Annotated in this window: 15 protein-coding genes; 4 read left to right on the forward strand and 11 right to left on the reverse strand. The window is 71.2% G+C overall.

Annotated elements, in window-relative coordinates:
• Positions 1 to 137: 137 nt before the first annotated feature.
• The 3 genes from P1P70_RS27565 to P1P70_RS27575 form a co-directional block, all read right to left on the reverse strand.
• Positions 138 to 1,247, reverse strand: coding sequence for a GNAT family N-acetyltransferase (locus P1P70_RS27565; protein ID WP_319242371.1), 1,110 nt, complete (start codon positions 1,245 to 1,247; stop codon positions 138 to 140).
• A 29-nt stretch (positions 1,248 to 1,276) separates the two neighbouring features.
• Complete coding sequence (locus tag P1P70_RS27570) at positions 1,277 to 2,500, reverse strand: Cmx/CmrA family chloramphenicol efflux MFS transporter (RefSeq protein ID WP_319242373.1); 1,224 nt, start codon at positions 2,498 to 2,500, stop codon at positions 1,277 to 1,279.
• 124 nt (positions 2,501 to 2,624) lie between these two features.
• Positions 2,625 to 3,317, reverse strand: a complete 693-nt coding sequence (locus tag P1P70_RS27575) for a hypothetical protein (RefSeq protein WP_319242345.1) — start codon at positions 3,315 to 3,317, stop codon at positions 2,625 to 2,627.
• A gap of 131 nt (positions 3,318 to 3,448) precedes the next feature.
• Between P1P70_RS27575 and P1P70_RS27580 the strand changes: the two genes are divergently transcribed.
• Positions 3,449 to 4,126, forward strand: a complete 678-nt coding sequence (locus P1P70_RS27580; RefSeq protein ID WP_319242347.1) for a maleylpyruvate isomerase family mycothiol-dependent enzyme — start codon at positions 3,449 to 3,451, stop codon at positions 4,124 to 4,126.
• 23 nt (positions 4,127 to 4,149) lie between these two features.
• Here the strand turns inward: P1P70_RS27580 and P1P70_RS27585 are convergent, their stop codons facing one another.
• The 5 genes from P1P70_RS27585 to P1P70_RS27605 form a co-directional block, all read right to left on the reverse strand.
• On the reverse strand, positions 4,150 to 4,953 hold the full coding sequence (locus P1P70_RS27585; RefSeq protein ID WP_319242349.1) for an SGNH/GDSL hydrolase family protein: 804 nt from the start codon (positions 4,951 to 4,953) through the stop codon (positions 4,150 to 4,152).
• Positions 4,954 to 5,090: 137 nt separating this feature from the next.
• Positions 5,091 to 5,864 (reverse strand): hypothetical protein, encoded by a 774-nt coding sequence (locus tag P1P70_RS27590; RefSeq protein ID WP_319242351.1) that lies wholly within the window; start codon positions 5,862 to 5,864, stop codon positions 5,091 to 5,093.
• 89 nt (positions 5,865 to 5,953) lie between these two features.
• The gene (locus P1P70_RS27595) at positions 5,954 to 6,334 is read right to left on the reverse strand and encodes a hypothetical protein (RefSeq protein WP_319242353.1); all 381 of its coding nucleotides are present in this window, start codon (positions 6,332 to 6,334) and stop codon (positions 5,954 to 5,956) included.
• Positions 6,331 to 6,588, reverse strand: a complete 258-nt coding sequence (locus tag P1P70_RS27600) for a hypothetical protein (RefSeq protein ID WP_319242355.1) — start codon at positions 6,586 to 6,588, stop codon at positions 6,331 to 6,333. Before P1P70_RS27600 ends, P1P70_RS27595 begins: the two co-directional genes overlap by 4 nt.
• A gap of 65 nt (positions 6,589 to 6,653) precedes the next feature.
• Positions 6,654 to 7,352: a helix-turn-helix transcriptional regulator gene (locus P1P70_RS27605; RefSeq protein WP_319242357.1), complete on the reverse strand. Its 699-nt coding sequence runs from the start codon at positions 7,350 to 7,352 to the stop codon at positions 6,654 to 6,656.
• A 180-nt stretch (positions 7,353 to 7,532) separates the two neighbouring features.
• Here P1P70_RS27605 and P1P70_RS27610 point away from each other — a divergent pair, with 180 nt between their 5' ends.
• Positions 7,533 to 8,258 (forward strand): copper homeostasis protein CutC, encoded by a 726-nt coding sequence (locus tag P1P70_RS27610; RefSeq protein ID WP_319242359.1) that lies wholly within the window; start codon positions 7,533 to 7,535, stop codon positions 8,256 to 8,258.
• Between the two features lie 39 nt (positions 8,259 to 8,297).
• On the opposite strand, the gene P1P70_RS27615 is transcribed toward P1P70_RS27610, so the two are convergent.
• Positions 8,298 to 9,374, reverse strand: a complete 1,077-nt coding sequence (locus P1P70_RS27615; protein WP_319242361.1) for a hypothetical protein — start codon at positions 9,372 to 9,374, stop codon at positions 8,298 to 8,300.
• Positions 9,375 to 9,504: 130 nt separating this feature from the next.
• On the opposite strand from P1P70_RS27615, the gene P1P70_RS27620 reads away from it, so the two are divergent.
• Positions 9,505 to 10,020 carry a hypothetical protein gene (locus P1P70_RS27620; protein ID WP_319242363.1) on the forward strand — a complete coding sequence of 172 codons (516 nt, stop codon included), beginning with the start codon at positions 9,505 to 9,507 and terminating at the stop codon, positions 10,018 to 10,020.
• A 33-nt stretch (positions 10,021 to 10,053) separates the two neighbouring features.
• On the opposite strand, the gene P1P70_RS27625 is transcribed toward P1P70_RS27620, so the two are convergent.
• The gene (locus P1P70_RS27625) at positions 10,054 to 10,839 is read right to left on the reverse strand and encodes an NPP1 family protein (RefSeq protein ID WP_319242365.1); all 786 of its coding nucleotides are present in this window, start codon (positions 10,837 to 10,839) and stop codon (positions 10,054 to 10,056) included.
• Between the two features lie 336 nt (positions 10,840 to 11,175).
• Here P1P70_RS27625 and P1P70_RS27630 point away from each other — a divergent pair, with 336 nt between their 5' ends.
• Positions 11,176 to 12,432: a hypothetical protein gene (locus P1P70_RS27630; RefSeq protein WP_319242367.1), complete on the forward strand. Its 1,257-nt coding sequence runs from the start codon at positions 11,176 to 11,178 to the stop codon at positions 12,430 to 12,432.
• A gap of 87 nt (positions 12,433 to 12,519) precedes the next feature.
• Here P1P70_RS27630 and P1P70_RS27635 read toward each other — a convergent pair whose 3' ends face one another.
• On the reverse strand, positions 12,520 to 14,484 hold the full coding sequence (locus P1P70_RS27635) for an AAA family ATPase (protein ID WP_319242369.1): 1,965 nt from the start codon (positions 14,482 to 14,484) through the stop codon (positions 12,520 to 12,522).
• Between the last annotated feature and the right edge of the window lie 148 nt (positions 14,485 to 14,632).

Consider the following 14,632-nt stretch of genomic DNA (forward strand, 5'->3'; position numbering starts at 1 on the left):
GGTACGGGGCGTGCGGGGCGTGCGGGTCAGTCGACGAAGACCGGGTCCAGACCCTGCCCCCACGTGATGAGCGCCGCCGGGTCCCCGCCCATTCACCTGGCAGATCGCGTTGCTGGAGCGGGTGGGCCCGGCGTACGTCAGGCGCGCAGACGGAGTTCGTACGCGAACTGCGCCCCGTCCTCCCCGTCACCCCAGTCGTCGCTCACCTTGTCGAATCCGGCGCGCGAAACCACGTTCTGCGAAGGGGTGTTGGTCTTCTCGACGACCGCGAACAGCGACCGTACGTCCCTCTGCTCCCGGCCCCGCTCCCGCGCCCAGGCGGTCAGCGCGCCCACCGCCTCGGTCATGTAACCGCGACCGCGCGCCCCCTCCACCAGGTCGTACCCGATCTCGACGCGGCCCTCCTCGTCCGGCGCCCCGTGGTAGCCGAGCGCGCCGACGGCCAGTCCGTCGTCCTTGCGCACGAGCACGAACATGCCCCACTCCGGCCGGTGCACCCCCGCCTCGTACGCCTGGAACACCAGGCCCGCGCCGGTCCGGGTCCCGTCGACCGGGCCGCCCGCGATCCAGTCGAAGCCGCCGGTGCCGCCCTCGGCGAGATCGGCGGCGGCGGCCGGGTGGACGCCCTGGAGGACGAGCCGCTCGGCGTCGATGTGCAGCGGGTTGCTCCACCGCCACTCGGTGACGGGCGCCCGGCCCGGCAGGTCGCCCCGGCCGGTGGCCCACAACAGCGTCGCCCAGGGGTCGTCACCGGGCCTGACGTGCGGGAAGAGGCGGGCGAGCACGGACTCGCACAGGCCGAGTCCGGCGGGCGGCACGGCCACGGACACCGGGAGCCCGAGGCCCTCGATGATGTCGTGCGTGTGCAGCAGCACCTCGGCGACGCCCATCGCCGCGAAGCCCTCGCGGTCGGCGGCGCGGAACGGGTACGGGTGGAAGGCGCGGACCGAGCGCGGGGTGGTGTGGACGACGGCGGTCAGCAGAACGCCGGTCGTCCGGATGACCTCCAGCAGGTCGGCGTTGTTCTCGCACTCCGCCATGTCGATCTCGAACGGTACGTAGCGTGCGGTCGGCCGTCCCGCCAACTGGCCCGCGTACGCGATCAGGTCCGACGCGATGTGCTCAGCGGTCCCCCAGCAGTTCCAGTCCAGCCGCCCGGCCTTGGTGCCCTTCCAGTCCCGGTCGGCCACCGCCCCCAGCACCGCGAGACCGTGTTCCACGGCTTCCCGTACCTGTTCCCCACCCATTGGTCGCATGGCGGCGAGAATAGGCGGGCTCAGGCCTCCGTACGTACTGGATTTACGGTGCCCGCGCCGGCGGTGTCACTGCTTCCGGCCACCCTGCGGGAGGCCCGCGTACGCCGGTGCACGCGCAGGGACACGGCGGTCGCGACGAGGGCGGCCGCGGTGATGGCGCCGCCCGCCCAGGCCGTGGCGGCGAAGCCGTGGCCCGCGTCGATGACGACGCCGCCGATCCAGGGGCCGCCGGTGTTGCCCAGGTTGAACGCGGCGGTGGTGGTGGCACCGGCCAGGGTCGGGGCGGCACCGGCGACGTTGAAGAGGCGGGCGTTGAGGGCCGGGGCGGTGTAGAAGCAGGACACCCCGAGGAGGAAGGAGAGGAGGACGGCGGCGACGGCGTACTGGGCGAGCAGCGCCAGGGCCACCAGCAGGACCGTGGAGGCGGCGATCCCGCTGAGCAGCACCCCGAAGAGGTGCGCGTCCGCGAACCGGCCCCCGACGGCCGTGCCGATCAGCGCCCCGATCCCGAACAGCGCCAGCACCGTCGGCACCCAGCCGGCGTCCAGGCCCGAGACATCCGTGAGCAGCGGCGCGAGATAGCTGAACGCGCAGAAGACGCCACCGGCGGCGAGCGCCACGACGGCGATGGACAGCCAGACCTGCCCGTCGCGGTAGATCCGGGCCTCCCGGGCGAGCTTGGGCCGCTCGGCGGGCAGCGGGATGGCCGGTACGAGCGTGACCACGCCGACCAGCGCGATCGCCGAGGCGGCCGTCACCGCCCAGAACGCCGAGCGCCACCCGAAGTGCTCCCCGAGGAACGCGCCCGCCGGTACGCCCAGCACGTTCGCGATCGACAATCCGCCGATCATGATGGCCAGCGCGCGGGCGCGGGCGTTGACGGGCACCATGGCGACGGCCACGGCCGCGCCGACCGCCCAGAAACCCGCGCAGGCGAGAGCGCTCACGATCCGGGAGGCGAAGAGAACCGCGTAGTTGGGGGCGAGGGCGCCGACGACCTGTCCGAGGCCGAAGACGGTGATCAGGGTGACGAGCGTCGTCCGGCGCGGCAGCCGCAGCGTCGCAACGGCCAGCAGCGGCGCCCCGACCACCATCCCGATCGCGAACGCCGAGATCAGCAGTCCCGCCCGGGGGATGGACACGTCCATGTCCTCGGCGATGGGCGGCAGCAGCCCCGAGAGCATGAACTCGCTGGTCCCGAGCGCGAAGACGGCGAGGCCGAGGACGTAGACGGAGAGGGGTATGCGGAAGCGGGTGGCGTGGTCAGGAACGGCGGCGGGTGAGGGCATATCCATGGGCAACCGACTCCCTCGGGTACGCATTCCCACATCCGTGACCCGTCCCACCGACCGAGACGGCCGAGGGTTCTCAGGCGTCGGTTTCCGTCGGCTCCGCCGGTTCCGTCCGCTCCGCCAGTTCCGCCAGTTCCGCCCGCAGGTTCTCCCGGGCCCGGGCCTCCCACTCGCGCTGTCCGTACGGCGTCCTGAACAGCCTTGGCAGATCGAGGAGTTGGCGCAGCACCGCCGCGCGGCCCGCTCGGAACGCGTCGTCCGGTACGAAGCCGTACTCCTCCCGCACGGCGGCGGCGTACGCGGCGTACGCGTCCGGCGGTGACGCCAGGATCGCCAGGTCCGCGTCGCACAGGACCTGCCCGTTCGGGTCGTCGTCGGCCGGATCGTGCGTGACGGTGAGGCGCACCAGCCGCGCCACCTCCGCCGTCCTCTCCGCCGACACCCCCGCCTCCGGCAACGCCCGCTCGGCGAGCCGGGCCGACCGCTCCTCGTTCTCCGACCGCTCCGGCAGGTACACCGCGTCGTGGAACCAGGCGGCCAGCCGGACGAGGTCCGGATCCGTCGCGTGGTCCTCCAGCACCTCGACACGGTCCAGCACCGCCGTGAGGTGGTCGAGGGTGTGGTACTTCCGCTGCGGCTCCGACCACCGCTTGATCAGGGCGTCGGCGTACGGGAGCGGAGCGGGATCGCAGGCCCCGTCCCGGGCCGACAGCAGCGCGGGCAGCCAGCGGTGGCGCAGGGTTTCCCTGGGGGAGTGGGAGTCGGGCATGCACGCATTGTGCCGTGGTCGTGCACGCGGCCGCCCTCTCCCCCTAGGGCCTGTCGTCAAATTCCCGTCGTCGCCCGGAGGGCGGCCGCGGGGCAGACGGGAATTTGACGACAGGCCCTAGCGTGGGTCGCATGACGACTGTGGCTGATACGCACGATGTACGGGACCCCGGACTCCCCGCGCGGCTGCTGGCCGGTGAGCGGGACGCGCTGGTGCCGCTGTTGCGGGGGAGGCCGGAGGGGGACTTCGGGGCGGCGACCTGCTGCCCGGGGTGGAGTGTGCGGGACGTGTTGGCGCACTGTTCCGCCGTGTTGTCGCGGGTGGTCGAGGGCCGCTTGGAGAAGGGCGTGTTCAGCCCGGAGTCGAACGACCGGGACATCGCCGAGCGGCACGAGTGGCCCGTGGCGCGGATCGTGGACGAGCTGGAGCGGGGCATGACCGACGCGGGCCCGGTCATCGCCGACGCCGGTGGCGTCCTGGACGGCGTCGCCTTCGGCGAGTGGGTGCACGCCGGTGACGTACGCGAGGCGTGGAGTCTGCCAGGCGCGTACGAAGGTCCCCAACTGGGCCTGGCGGTGGAGCTGTTGACCCACCTCACCCGGGCGCACGGCACCCGCCCGCTGCACGCCGACCTCGACGACACCGACACGCCCGTGCTGCTCGGCGCCCCGAGCGGCGACGCCCCGCCCGCCCGCTACATCGGCGACGCCCCCACCCTCGTACGCCTCTACTCGGGCCGCCGACCGCCCGCCGGGACGTCGTACGAACTGGCCGGCGCGACCGAGGCCGAGCTCATCCTCTATCCCTGAGCCCGGCCACGGCCACCGGCCGGTCAGCCCCAGAGGGACTTGAACTTCGCCGCGTAGCCCTTCTCCTGGCCCGCCGCGTTCGGGTGGAAGGTCGCGGCGGACTCGGTGAGGTTGAGTCCGTGGATCCACGGGTGGGTGCCGCACGCCCCGTGGCCGTTGAACTTCCCCCGCATGTCGACGAAGTGGACCCCCGCGTCCGCCGCCGCCTTCCGCCCGCCCTCCGCGAGCGCGTCGGCCAGCCCGTTCATCCCGGCGCGCTTCTTCGCGCTCAGCTCGATCGGGGAGCACGCACCGGTCGTGGACAGCGCCTGCGGGTAGCCGAAGACGAGTATCAGGGCCTTCGGCGAACGGGCCTTGATGTCCTTGTAGAGGCCGGTCAGTTCACCCACCAGGCGGCCCTTGGCGTACTCGGACATCCACCCGGTGGCGAGCGCGCAGGCGTTCTCGGTGTCGGTGAGGCACGTCTGCACCACCGTCGAGAACTGGGCGTCGTTACCGCCCACGGTCAGGGTGACCAGGTTGGTGTTCGCGCTCAGCGCGGACAGTTGCCCGGCCCGTACGTCCGCGATGGTCGCGCCGCTGCACGTGGCGTCCTTCAGCGCGTACTCGGGGTTGGCCGCCGCCCACAGGCGGGGGTAGTTCAGCGTGCTCCGCTTGCAGTCGCCGCTCGCCGGGTCGTACGAGCCCGCACCGACACCGGAGGCGTACGAGTCGCCGAGCGCGACGTACTCGGCGGTCGGCGTCGCCGCCTGGGCCGGGGCGCCCGCCGCGACCAGTCCCGCGAACGTCATCAGACCTGCGGCGACGGCCGACGTTGATCTGCGCATGATTGTTCTTCCTCTTTCACCGTCGTGACGGAATCGACCGGTGGAAGAGAGGGGGCGGCGGCGCGAGCGGTTCCGGTACGGTGCGTATTTCTTCGGGAAGGTCAGTCGCAGCCCAGTTTCTCGAGGAACGCTGACGGCTACCTGAGCAGGTACGCCTTCACCACGGTGACCTCATAGGTGTTGCCCTTGCTGTCCGTGAGCTTCGCCCTGAGGGAGACCGACTTGGCCTTCTTCGGGTGGTTCAGTGTGAGCGACCGCTTGCCCTTCTCCGTGGTGACCGGGGCCTTCGACCACTTCTTCCCGCCGTCGTAGGAGACCTGCACGGACAGGGACCCGAGGTTCTTGGCCGCCGGGCCCTGGAGGGTGAGCGGGACCGCGAGTTTCCGGCCGGCGGCCGCGGTGCTCGTCATGTCCAGCTTCGGGGCGAAGCGGACCGAGGAGAGCGGAAGCGCCGTGTACTCGTCACCCGTGGTCCTCTTCGAGGTGAACGTCCAGGCCGCGACGAGCCGGGTGGTGACACCGGCGACCTTCGTGGAGCGGGTCGCGTCCGTGCTGATCCGGTACTTGGCGGACTTGGACGGCAGCCCGCCGACGTCCTCGCAGAGCGGTTCCCGGGAGTCGACGAGCTTCCTGCCGTCGACGGTGACGACGGTGCGCTGCCCGGTCGTCATCGACTCGCCGATGTTGCCTGAGCCGTCCGTGAACTGCCCTATGCAGAAGCTGAGGTCATTGCCCCAGCGCATCGCGGTGTTGTCCGTGTCGATCTTCGGGCTGAACACGCCGATGTTGAATGTCCGCGTATAGGTCTTCTTGGGCTGGTAGGCCCCGGGACCGGCGTCGGACAGGAGCACGTCGAGCGTCTCGTCGTCTCCGGGCCGGCCCTCACGCCAGCGGTGGCGGGGCCTGGTCACCGTCCGGCGCGGTCACCTGTGCGCCAACCGATGAGGCACTGCGGGCCCCGCCGGAATCTGGCGAGGCCCGCAGACGTCTGCTGCTGTGATCAGGGGTTGAGATCCAGTACGCGGACCGGCTCGCCGGTCCACCGGTGCGGGGCGGTGGTCGCGATGATTGCGCCGTCGGGCCGGTCCGGGGTGGGCTGCGCCGCGTACTGGCTGTGCGCCGCGGCCCAGGTCGCCTGCCGTGCGACGTCCAAAGCGGCAGCCAAATCCAAGTCCAGGACGGTGACGCCGGGAAGCGAGGCCAGATGCTCAGCCGTACCGGGCCGGGCACGATCGGCTTCCACTAACGCGCATGCCGGGGCGTACAGGAACCAGCCCGGTTCGGCGTGGGCTCGGTGGATCAGACGGGAAGCAAGGACGTTGCCCTGGCCGGCCGCAGCCATCGCGGTGTCGTCAAGGACGATGTGCACAGCGTCGCTCACCGGCTGCTCACCCGGGCCAGGCGCCGGTCCAGTTCGCTGTCCAGGTCCTGCTCCTCAGCAGCGGTCGGCGCGTAGCCGTTCCACTCCGTCAACGAGGCCAGGGCCTTGGCCGCCCGCTCGGCCCGCTCGGCCGGGGTCAGCAGCGTCTCGGCGAGACGGGCGAGATAGGCGCGCAGGGACAGACCTTCAGCGGCGGCTATGGCGGCCAGCCGGTCCTTGGCTTCCTCGGGGATACGGACGTTGGCATCGGGCATCGTCATGCTCCTTCCCGTCCCTCAAGGGTACGGGTACGTACCCGTACCCTTCCGTGTGACCGATTTCAGTCACACCCCTGTTGTGTGGCCGAATGCAGTGCCAGGCTGTGGCCCGGCGATCTCCACTCCCCCGTTGGAGGTTTCCGCCCTTGGCCCCGCCCGTGCGCTCCCGCCTGGGCGGGGCCGCGCCCGCCCTCCCCGCGGGAGGGCCGACGGCTGCGCAGACACCGAACTTGCTGGCAGAAGGCAGGGCACCATGACCCAGCAGGCCTGAACGCCGATTGAGGAAAGGCGCCTACCAGGATTGGGCGGGGGTGAGGCGACGGGGTGCGGCGGGTCGCTCCCAGGGTCTTCACCGGCCCGTCCGCGCACAGCACCGCGTCGGTGAGCTCGAAGAGCGAATCCGCGCGAGCACAGAGGCATTCGTAGAACGCCAGGATCGGCGCCCAGTCCTTGATCGTGTGGGCCAGGCCCTCGAACTCCGCCACGTCGGCGAAATGGTGCTCGTAGGGCGACTTCCTCGCCGCCTCAAGGTTCCGTGTGAAGAACCCGTCCGCGCCCAGCACCTCGTCCGCCGTCTTCGCGAACTCCGGCTGCATCCTGCGCGTCCCGACCTCCAGCATCCCGACATGCGCTCCGGTGATGAACATCGCGGTCCCCAACTCCTCCTGCGACATACCCGCTCGTTCGCGCCGGTGGCGCAGTTCCGCGCCGTACATCGCTCGCGTGGACTCGGACGGGTCGATGGTCCTGGGTTTCGGCATGGGGCAACTCCCCCTCGGCCGACCGGTCTTGTTGCTGCGCGCCGGATCGAGGGTAGATGCGGAGGGTGGTCGATCGCATGCGGACCGTGACCAACCGCATCCAACAGTCCGGGTTGTTGGTAGATTGCATAATTGGACTAGACCTGTTGCTGTCACGTGTAGCCCGAAGAAAGGGGCCCCATGACCACGCGCGCGCTGCTGGAGGTGATCGCCCTCGACGCCGAGGACGCCGTCGCCGCCCAGGCCGGAGGTGCCGACCGGCTGGAGCTGGTGGCGGACATGGCGAACGACGGGCTCACCCCGTCGGTCGCGACGTTCGTGGACGTGCAGGCCGCCGTCGACATCCCCGTACGGGTCATGCTGCGGCTCGCGGACGGGTTCGCTGCGGGTGGCGTGGACGCGCTCGTGCGGGTCGCGTGCGACATGCGGGCGGCCGGGGCGGAGGAGTTCGTGCTCGGGTTCCTCGGGGAGGACGGCGGACCGGACCTGGACGCCGTGGAGCGGGTGGTCGCCGAGCTGGACGGGCGTTCGTGGACGTTCCACCGGGCGATCGACCGCGCCGCCGACCGGGACGCCCTGCGCAAGCAGCTCGCGGACCTGCCGGGGCTGGACACGTATCTGACGGCGGGGTCGGCGCGGGGCGTGGACGACGGGCTGCCGGTGCTGCTCGCGGAGGCCGCGAGACGCGGGGACCCCGGCTACACGCAGCGCCTCATGATCGGCGGTGGTCTCCGCCTCGACCACATCCCCCGGCTGCGCGCCGCCCGCGTCGACGCCTTCCACATCGGCGGCGCGGCCCGCCCGCACGGCTGGGCCGCGCCGGTCGCCGCCGAGGCCGTACGGGAATGGCGCGCGGCCCTGGACGCCCGGGTCGCCCGCGCGGGGGTGAGGGCGCGGGGCGACTGACGCCCCGCGCCGGAGCCCGGGGGCCCTCGACCGTCGAGGTCAGCGCGGGTCCATCGGGAGCGTTGCCCCTCGGACCGCCCCGACGGCGGTTCCGTCGAGGTCGTGCAGGTCGTCCTGCAGCCGGGTCAGCAGGGGCAGCACCTGGGTGCGGGTCATCTTGCGGACGCGTCCCTCGTGGGTCCAGGCGTCGACGGCCGTGGGGTCGAGGAGCACGATCTCGGGGGTCCAGTCGGGGCCGAAGCGGATGACGGCCCGCAGGAGCGTGGTCCACTTCAGGCGGTCGGGGTCGTGGAACCCGGGGAGGGGCGGGAAGCGGGGCGGCTGCCAGTCCGGCCCGTGCACCTGGCGCAACTCGTCGGCGCGCGCCGCCAGTTCGCGTTCGGCGGCGGCGCGGAAGGCGTCGTACTCCCCCTGGACGTCGTCCGTCCGCCGGTCGCCGTAGAGCAGGACGAGGACGGACTCGGGGCGGCGCAGGCGCATCACCTCGGTCAGTTCCCACAGGGTGCCCTCGCTGGTGCCGGCCACGAGCAGGACCAGACGGGCGTCGGTGACGAGCGAGGTGACGGTGGGCTGCCAGTCGTGGAGGGGGAGGTAGAGGCGGCGGGAGCCGGCGAGGGGGAGCGTCTCGTCGGGTTCCCCCACGGCGAGCGGGCGGCCGAAGGCGCTGAACGTCCGGCACACACCCTCCTCCAGCGTGAGCGAACTGCCGCTCACCAGCGAGCCGCCCACCCCCATCCACCGGCTGAACGCGTGCCGCATCAGGGTGCCGGTGGCGTCCTCGGCGAAGGGGCGCAGGTAGAGGACGTACGGCTCCCGCCGCGCTTCCTCCATCGTCCTGACCACCCGGACGTGATGGCGCCGCCCGTGCCGCCGCATACGCAGGCCCACCACCAGCGACAGCGCGCCCCAGAGGCCGAAGCCGATGACGATCAGCGCGTCCTGCACCATGGCTTCCATGCCGTTGACCGGGACGAAGACCGTCTTGGTCCGGGTGGCGGTCAGGATCACCATCAGCCCGCCCCAGAGCGTCCCCGCCAGGCCCACGAGCCGTAACGCGCATCCGAACAGCGGGCGCTGGCGCCGCCGGGGGGTACCGAAGGGAGTGGGATCAGTCATGAACAGCAACAGATCGGAGCCGGCCGCGACGCGCAATCGAACAAGGGGGATTACCGGGTCCGATTCGCTCTTTCGTGGCACCCCGGGGCTCGTACCGGCGGGCCCCCGGCGCGGCGGACATGATGGGCGGATGGCAGACCTCCACCACTCCCTGTGGAACTCCGACGTCGCCCCCGACAGCTACACGCCCGCCAACACCCCTTATCTGGGTGTGCTCTTCGAGCAGTACAAGCTCTGCGTCGAAACGGCCGACCGCGTCAGCGCGCGGCGAGGCGCTGCCAACACCTTCTTCCTGTCGCTCAACAGCGCCATCGCCACGGCCATGGTCGGCGGGCTGGGACCGCGTCCGGGCCGGGTGTCCGTGTGGCTGCTCCTCGCCGGTCTGCTGATCCTCGTCGGGCAGTGCCTTGCCTGGTACCTGATGGTCCGTTCCTACCGTCAGTTGAACACCGCGAAGTGGGCGGTCATCGGCGCGTTCGAGAAGCGGCTCCCGGCCTACGCCTACTCCCGCGCCGAATGGACCGAGCTGGGAGAAGGCGAGGACTGGCGCCGGTACGTGCCGCTGACCCGCCTGGAACAGTGGGTGCCGCCCCTGTTCGTGGCCGCCTACCTGGTGGGGTTCCTGGCGCTGGCGTGGGCGCCGTAGCCGTGCGGGCCGTCAGCCGGGCAGCCCGCAGGGTTACGCGTTGGGGTCGAAGGAGATCCCCGACGGCTTGGCCTTGGTGAGGTTCGAGGCGAAACTGCCGTCCTTGAGGCCGAAGTTGGCGCTGCCGAAGTTGTGGGAGACGAGGATGTCGCGGACGCCGGACGGGTAGCCGTTCCAGCCGACGAGCGGCGGGTACTGCCAGGTGCCCTCGTGGTTCTCCGGCGGCTCGTCGTTGGAGCCCGCGAGGCGGAAGGAGTGCGTCCGGATGCCGTCCTTGTGGTAGACGATCTTCGGGTGTGTGCCGTCCCAGCGGACCGAGGACGCGGCGTGCACGGTGAAGCCCCCGTGGGCGGACGTCGAGACGTACTGGGCCGTGCCGTTCTGCACCCAGACCACGACGTGCTCCCAGTCGTGCCGGTGGCCGCCGATGCTGCTGCCCGAGACCGCCTGGTCCTTCTCGAAGTAGAGGTCGTACATGATCGCGCACCAGCCGTTGTTGCACTTGGAGCGCGAGTAGCCGTTGGTGTTGTCCAGGTCGGACCGGTCGCGGCAGTCACCGCTGAGTGAACCGGTGGGCTTCAGACCGCCGTTGACCGTGCCCGTCGGGCCGATCGCGGGCGTCGAGTAACAGCCGTCCGTGTCGTAGTCGTACGCCGGCTGCCAAGTCGTCTCCAGGGCCTCCGCGTCGGCGGGCAGCGCGGCGGGCGGAGCCGCGAACGCGCTGCCGGCGACGCCGACCACCAGGGTGACGGTGGCGCCGAGCACCACGGCGGATCTGCGGAAACGACGCGAAGTGCGCGTGCGCGAACCTGTCTTCACTACGGCCTCCTGAGCCTGCCGCGAGGGATGGCGTGCGCCATGGGTGCGCTATGGCATGCGCAGGTCAGATTGGCGCTACTCGCGGGTAGTGCACAAGGGTCCGGAGGTGTCGGAGTGATGACGAATCAATCATGGTGAAGAACCTGTGCGTTGCGAGCCCATGGGTACGGATGGACGGGGGCGCGCCACATCACAGGTAGATATCCGCCACGTAGTTGTTGTGTGCGAAGTCGCCGTGAAGGGCCTTGTGGAGATCATCTCGGGCTCACGCGCGTGCATAGTTGTCTCGCCCCAGCCAAGCGGGGGCATGACAAGTTTCATCACACGGGGGGCTCCATGCCATTCATACGCCGCCGCGGCCTCACGGCCGCTGCCGCCGTGATCGCCGCGGTCATGGTCACAACCACTGCCTGCGGCAAGACCGAGGAGAGCGGGGCCAAGGCCTCCGACTCCACGACCGCCCAGGCGGACGCGGGCGACAACATCGACACCGGCGAGAACGAGAGCGGCGGTGACACGACCGTCGGCGGCTTCAAGCTCCCGGAGGGCGTGCCCACCGAGCTCACCGGTGACGCGCTGCAGAAGTGGAAGGACGGTGGCTGGCAGGACTTCAGCGGCGACTGGGCCTCCAAGGCGGAGGACTTCGCCAACCCGTACATCGAGAACTTCTGGACGCCGGAGCGCATCGCCGAGGCCAAGGAGAACCTGCCGGACCTGCCGGCGGTCGCCGAAGCGGGCAACACCGCCACCGGGTCGAGCAAGACCACCCAGGTCTGGCTGCCCGACGGCAAGGTCAAGAAGCAGCAGGCCAGCAGGGTCAAGGCCACGTACCACAAGCACGCGCCCCCGGTCGGCAAGCTCTTCTTCACCACGCCCCAGGGGTCGAGCGTCTGCTCCGCCGCGGTCGTGAAGGACCCGGCGCACCCGGGCAGGTCCAACCTCGTGTGGACCGCCGGACACTGTGTGCACGCGGGCAAGGGCGGCGGCTGGTACCGCAACATCGCCTTCGTCCCGTCCTTCAACAACACGGGCAAGCTGAACATCAGCCAGGCGTCGGCCAACTACCGCGCGAGCAACGTCTCCCCGTACGGCATCGCCTGGGCCGACTGGGCCACCACCTCCGGCACCTGGATCAAGGGCGGCGCCGCGAGCCAGGGCACAGTGGCCGCCGCGTACGACTACGCGGTACTGCACGTGAAGCCGGAGAAGGGCTCCAAGTCCCTTGAGGAGCGCCTCGGTTCGGCCCTGCCGGTGTGGTTCAACGCCCCCGCCGCCAACAAGGTCAAGAACATGAAGGTGCGCGGCTACCCGGCCGAGGCCCCGTACGACGGCTCGAAGATGTACCACTGCCAGGGCGCCACCAAGCGCTTCGTCCTCGGCTACAGCTACCCGAGCGACTACCCGGCCCAGTACATGGTCGGCTGCACCATGAACGGCGGCGCCTCCGGCGGCCCCTGGTTCATGTCCCACAAGGGCCGCACCTACCTGGTCTCCAACAACTCCCTCAGCGACCGCTCCACCTTCATCACCGGGCCACGCCTCGGCAAGAACGCGAAGCAGGTCTACCTGGCGACCAGCAACAAGTTCAAGTAGGCCACAGACACACGTGATCGGCCCCCGGCGCCTTCGGACGCCGGGGGCCCTCGCGCGTCCCCGTACGGCGGCGCAGGCTTCCGGCGGCTACGTCAGCTGCGGCGGGAGCGGGGCCGCGTGGGTCACGATCAGGCCCGAGACCGCTCGGGTGAGGGTCACGTACAGGCGTCGCAGTCCGGTCCGTTCGTCGGGCTCGCCGTCGACGACGGCCTGCGGCTCGTCCAGGACGACGTAGTCGTACTCCAGACCCTTGGCGAGCGAGGCCGGGACCAGGGTCAGGCGGGTTTCGTGTGTCGTCTCCTCGCCCGGGGACAGGTAGGTGAGGCCCGCCGCCGTCAGGGCCTCGGCGAGGGCGGGCACGCGGGTGTCGGCCGCGATGAGGCCGGTCGAGCCCTCGTTGCGCAGCAACTCCCCGCAGGCCGCGACCACGTCGGAGTCGCCGGCGCTCGGCCGTACGTCGAAGAAGCCCGGGTTCTCGCGGACGGACGCGACCGGCGTCAGACCGGGCGCGATGTGCGGGAGGAGCCGGGAGGCGTACGTGATGACGTCCGTCGGGACACGGAAACCGGCCGTCAGCTCCTCCACATGGGCCTCCGCCTTGCCGAGGTGCGTCAGCGCCTCCCGCCAACTCCGCGTCGCCCAGGGCGTCGTGCCCTGCGCGAGGTCGCCGAGGACCGTCGCCGAACCGGTGGTGCAGCGGCGGCCCACCGCCCGGTACTGCATGGGCGAGAGGTCCTGCGCCTCGTCGAGCACGACATGGCCGAGGGAATGCGTGCGCTGCACCAGGTCCGTGGTCTCGTCGATCAGCACGGCGTCGGCGGCCGACCACTTCACCGACTTCACGCCCCGCGCCGGCTTCGCCCACAGGATCGTCTTGCGCTCCTCCTCGGACAGGATCCCGTCCGCGTGCTCGGCGAGGAAATCCGCGTCGGAGAGCAGCCGCATCACGAGCTTCCCCGGCTCGACGGGCGGCCAGATCGCCTTGACGGCCGCCTTCACCGCCGCGTTGCGCGCCACCGCGTCCTGCACCCGGTCGTCCGGCGCCTCACCCGAGCGCTCCATCTGCACCAGCACCGCGTGCGCGATCCGCTGCGGCAGGGCGTCGCGCGCGGCCCCGTAGCGGATGTCCCGGTCGAGCAACTCCCGCACGATGCCTTCGAGTTCGTACGCCGGGACGCGCCAGCGCCGCGAACCCCGGACGACCACGACGGGCTCGGTGGGCAGCGTGACGTGCGACCGTACGGCCCGGCGGAGCACCTCGGCCATCCGGGCGTCGCCCTTGACGACGGCGGCCGCCGCGTCGTCCGCGCCCCGCACCTCGACATGGCCGACGAGGTCGTCGACGGTCGCCTGCTTGACCTCCAACTCGCCCAGTGCGGGCAGGACCTGCTCGATGTAGTGGAGGAACGAGCGGTTCGGCCCGATGACGAGGGTGCCGGTGCGGGACAGGCGCTCGCGGTGGGCGTAGAGCAGGTAGGCGACCCGGTGCAGGCCGACGGCGGTCTTCCCGGTGCCGGGGCCGCCCTGGACGCAGAGGCTGCCGGACAGGTCCGAGCGGACGATCTCGTCCTGCTCCGGCTGGATCGTCGCCACGATGTCCCGCATCGGGCCGACACGCGGACGCTCGATCTCCTGCTGGAGCAGCTTGCTGGTGGCGGCGGCCTCGGCGGGGTCGGAGAGGTGCTCGTCCTCGTACGCGGTGAGGTCGCCGCCGGTGTACCCGAACCGCCGCCGCAGCCCGACGTCCATCGGGTCCTTCTTCGACGCCCGGTAGAAGGGCTGCGAGACGGGGGCCCGCCAGTCGATGACCATCGGGTCGCCGTCCGCGTCGTGCACGTGCCGCCGCCCGATGTAGAACTGCTCCCCCTCCGCGCCCTCCGCCCGGTCCGCGCCGGGGGCGTGGAGGTAGTCGAGCCGGCCGAAGAAGAGCGGGGTGTGACTGAGGTCCGCCAGGGCCTTGATCCGCTCCTCGATCTGGCGGGCCAGCACCTCCGCGTTCACCCAGTTCGCGGTGACGTCCCGGATGTCCAGCGCCTGCACGTCCTCCCGCATGGCCCGCAGCGCGGACCGGGAGGCACTGAGGTGGGAGCGCTCGCGAACACCCTGACGGCGCGCAGGGCGTCGGCGAGGCGGTGGCGGTTGTGGTGGTTGTCGAGACCGGTCCGCCGCCCGGCGCGACCGGTCTCCGGAGTGAATGCGC

Source organism: Streptomyces sp. MB09-02B, from assembly GCF_033794485.1.
Taxonomy (GTDB): domain Bacteria; phylum Actinomycetota; class Actinomycetes; order Streptomycetales; family Streptomycetaceae; genus Streptomyces.

What these genes read in the sequence shown, in the direction of transcription:
- P1P70_RS27565 (WP_319242371.1), bottom strand. Translation starts at nt 1,247, where the DNA reads ATGGGTGGGGAACAGGTACGGGAAGCCGTGGAACACGGTCTCGCGGTG.
- P1P70_RS27575 (WP_319242345.1), bottom strand. Translation starts at nt 3,317, where the DNA reads ATGCCCGACTCCCACTCCCCCAGGGAAACCCTGCGCCACCGCTGGCTG.
- P1P70_RS27580 (WP_319242347.1), top strand. Translation starts at nt 3,449, where the DNA reads ATGACGACTGTGGCTGATACGCACGATGTACGGGACCCCGGACTCCCC.
- P1P70_RS27585 (WP_319242349.1), bottom strand. Translation starts at nt 4,953, where the DNA reads ATGCGCAGATCAACGTCGGCCGTCGCCGCAGGTCTGATGACGTTCGCG.
- P1P70_RS27600 (WP_319242355.1), bottom strand. Translation starts at nt 6,588, where the DNA reads ATGCCCGATGCCAACGTCCGTATCCCCGAGGAAGCCAAGGACCGGCTG.
- P1P70_RS27605 (WP_319242357.1), bottom strand. Translation starts at nt 7,352, where the DNA reads ATGCCGAAACCCAGGACCATCGACCCGTCCGAGTCCACGCGAGCGATG.
- P1P70_RS27610 (WP_319242359.1), top strand. Translation starts at nt 7,533, where the DNA reads ATGACCACGCGCGCGCTGCTGGAGGTGATCGCCCTCGACGCCGAGGAC.
- P1P70_RS27615 (WP_319242361.1), bottom strand. Translation starts at nt 9,374, where the DNA reads ATGACTGATCCCACTCCCTTCGGTACCCCCCGGCGGCGCCAGCGCCCG.
- P1P70_RS27620 (WP_319242363.1), top strand. Translation starts at nt 9,505, where the DNA reads ATGGCAGACCTCCACCACTCCCTGTGGAACTCCGACGTCGCCCCCGAC.
- P1P70_RS27630 (WP_319242367.1), top strand. Translation starts at nt 11,176, where the DNA reads ATGCCATTCATACGCCGCCGCGGCCTCACGGCCGCTGCCGCCGTGATC.
- P1P70_RS27635 (WP_319242369.1), bottom strand. Translation starts at nt 14,484, where the DNA reads ATGCGGGAGGACGTGCAGGCGCTGGACATCCGGGACGTCACCGCGAAC.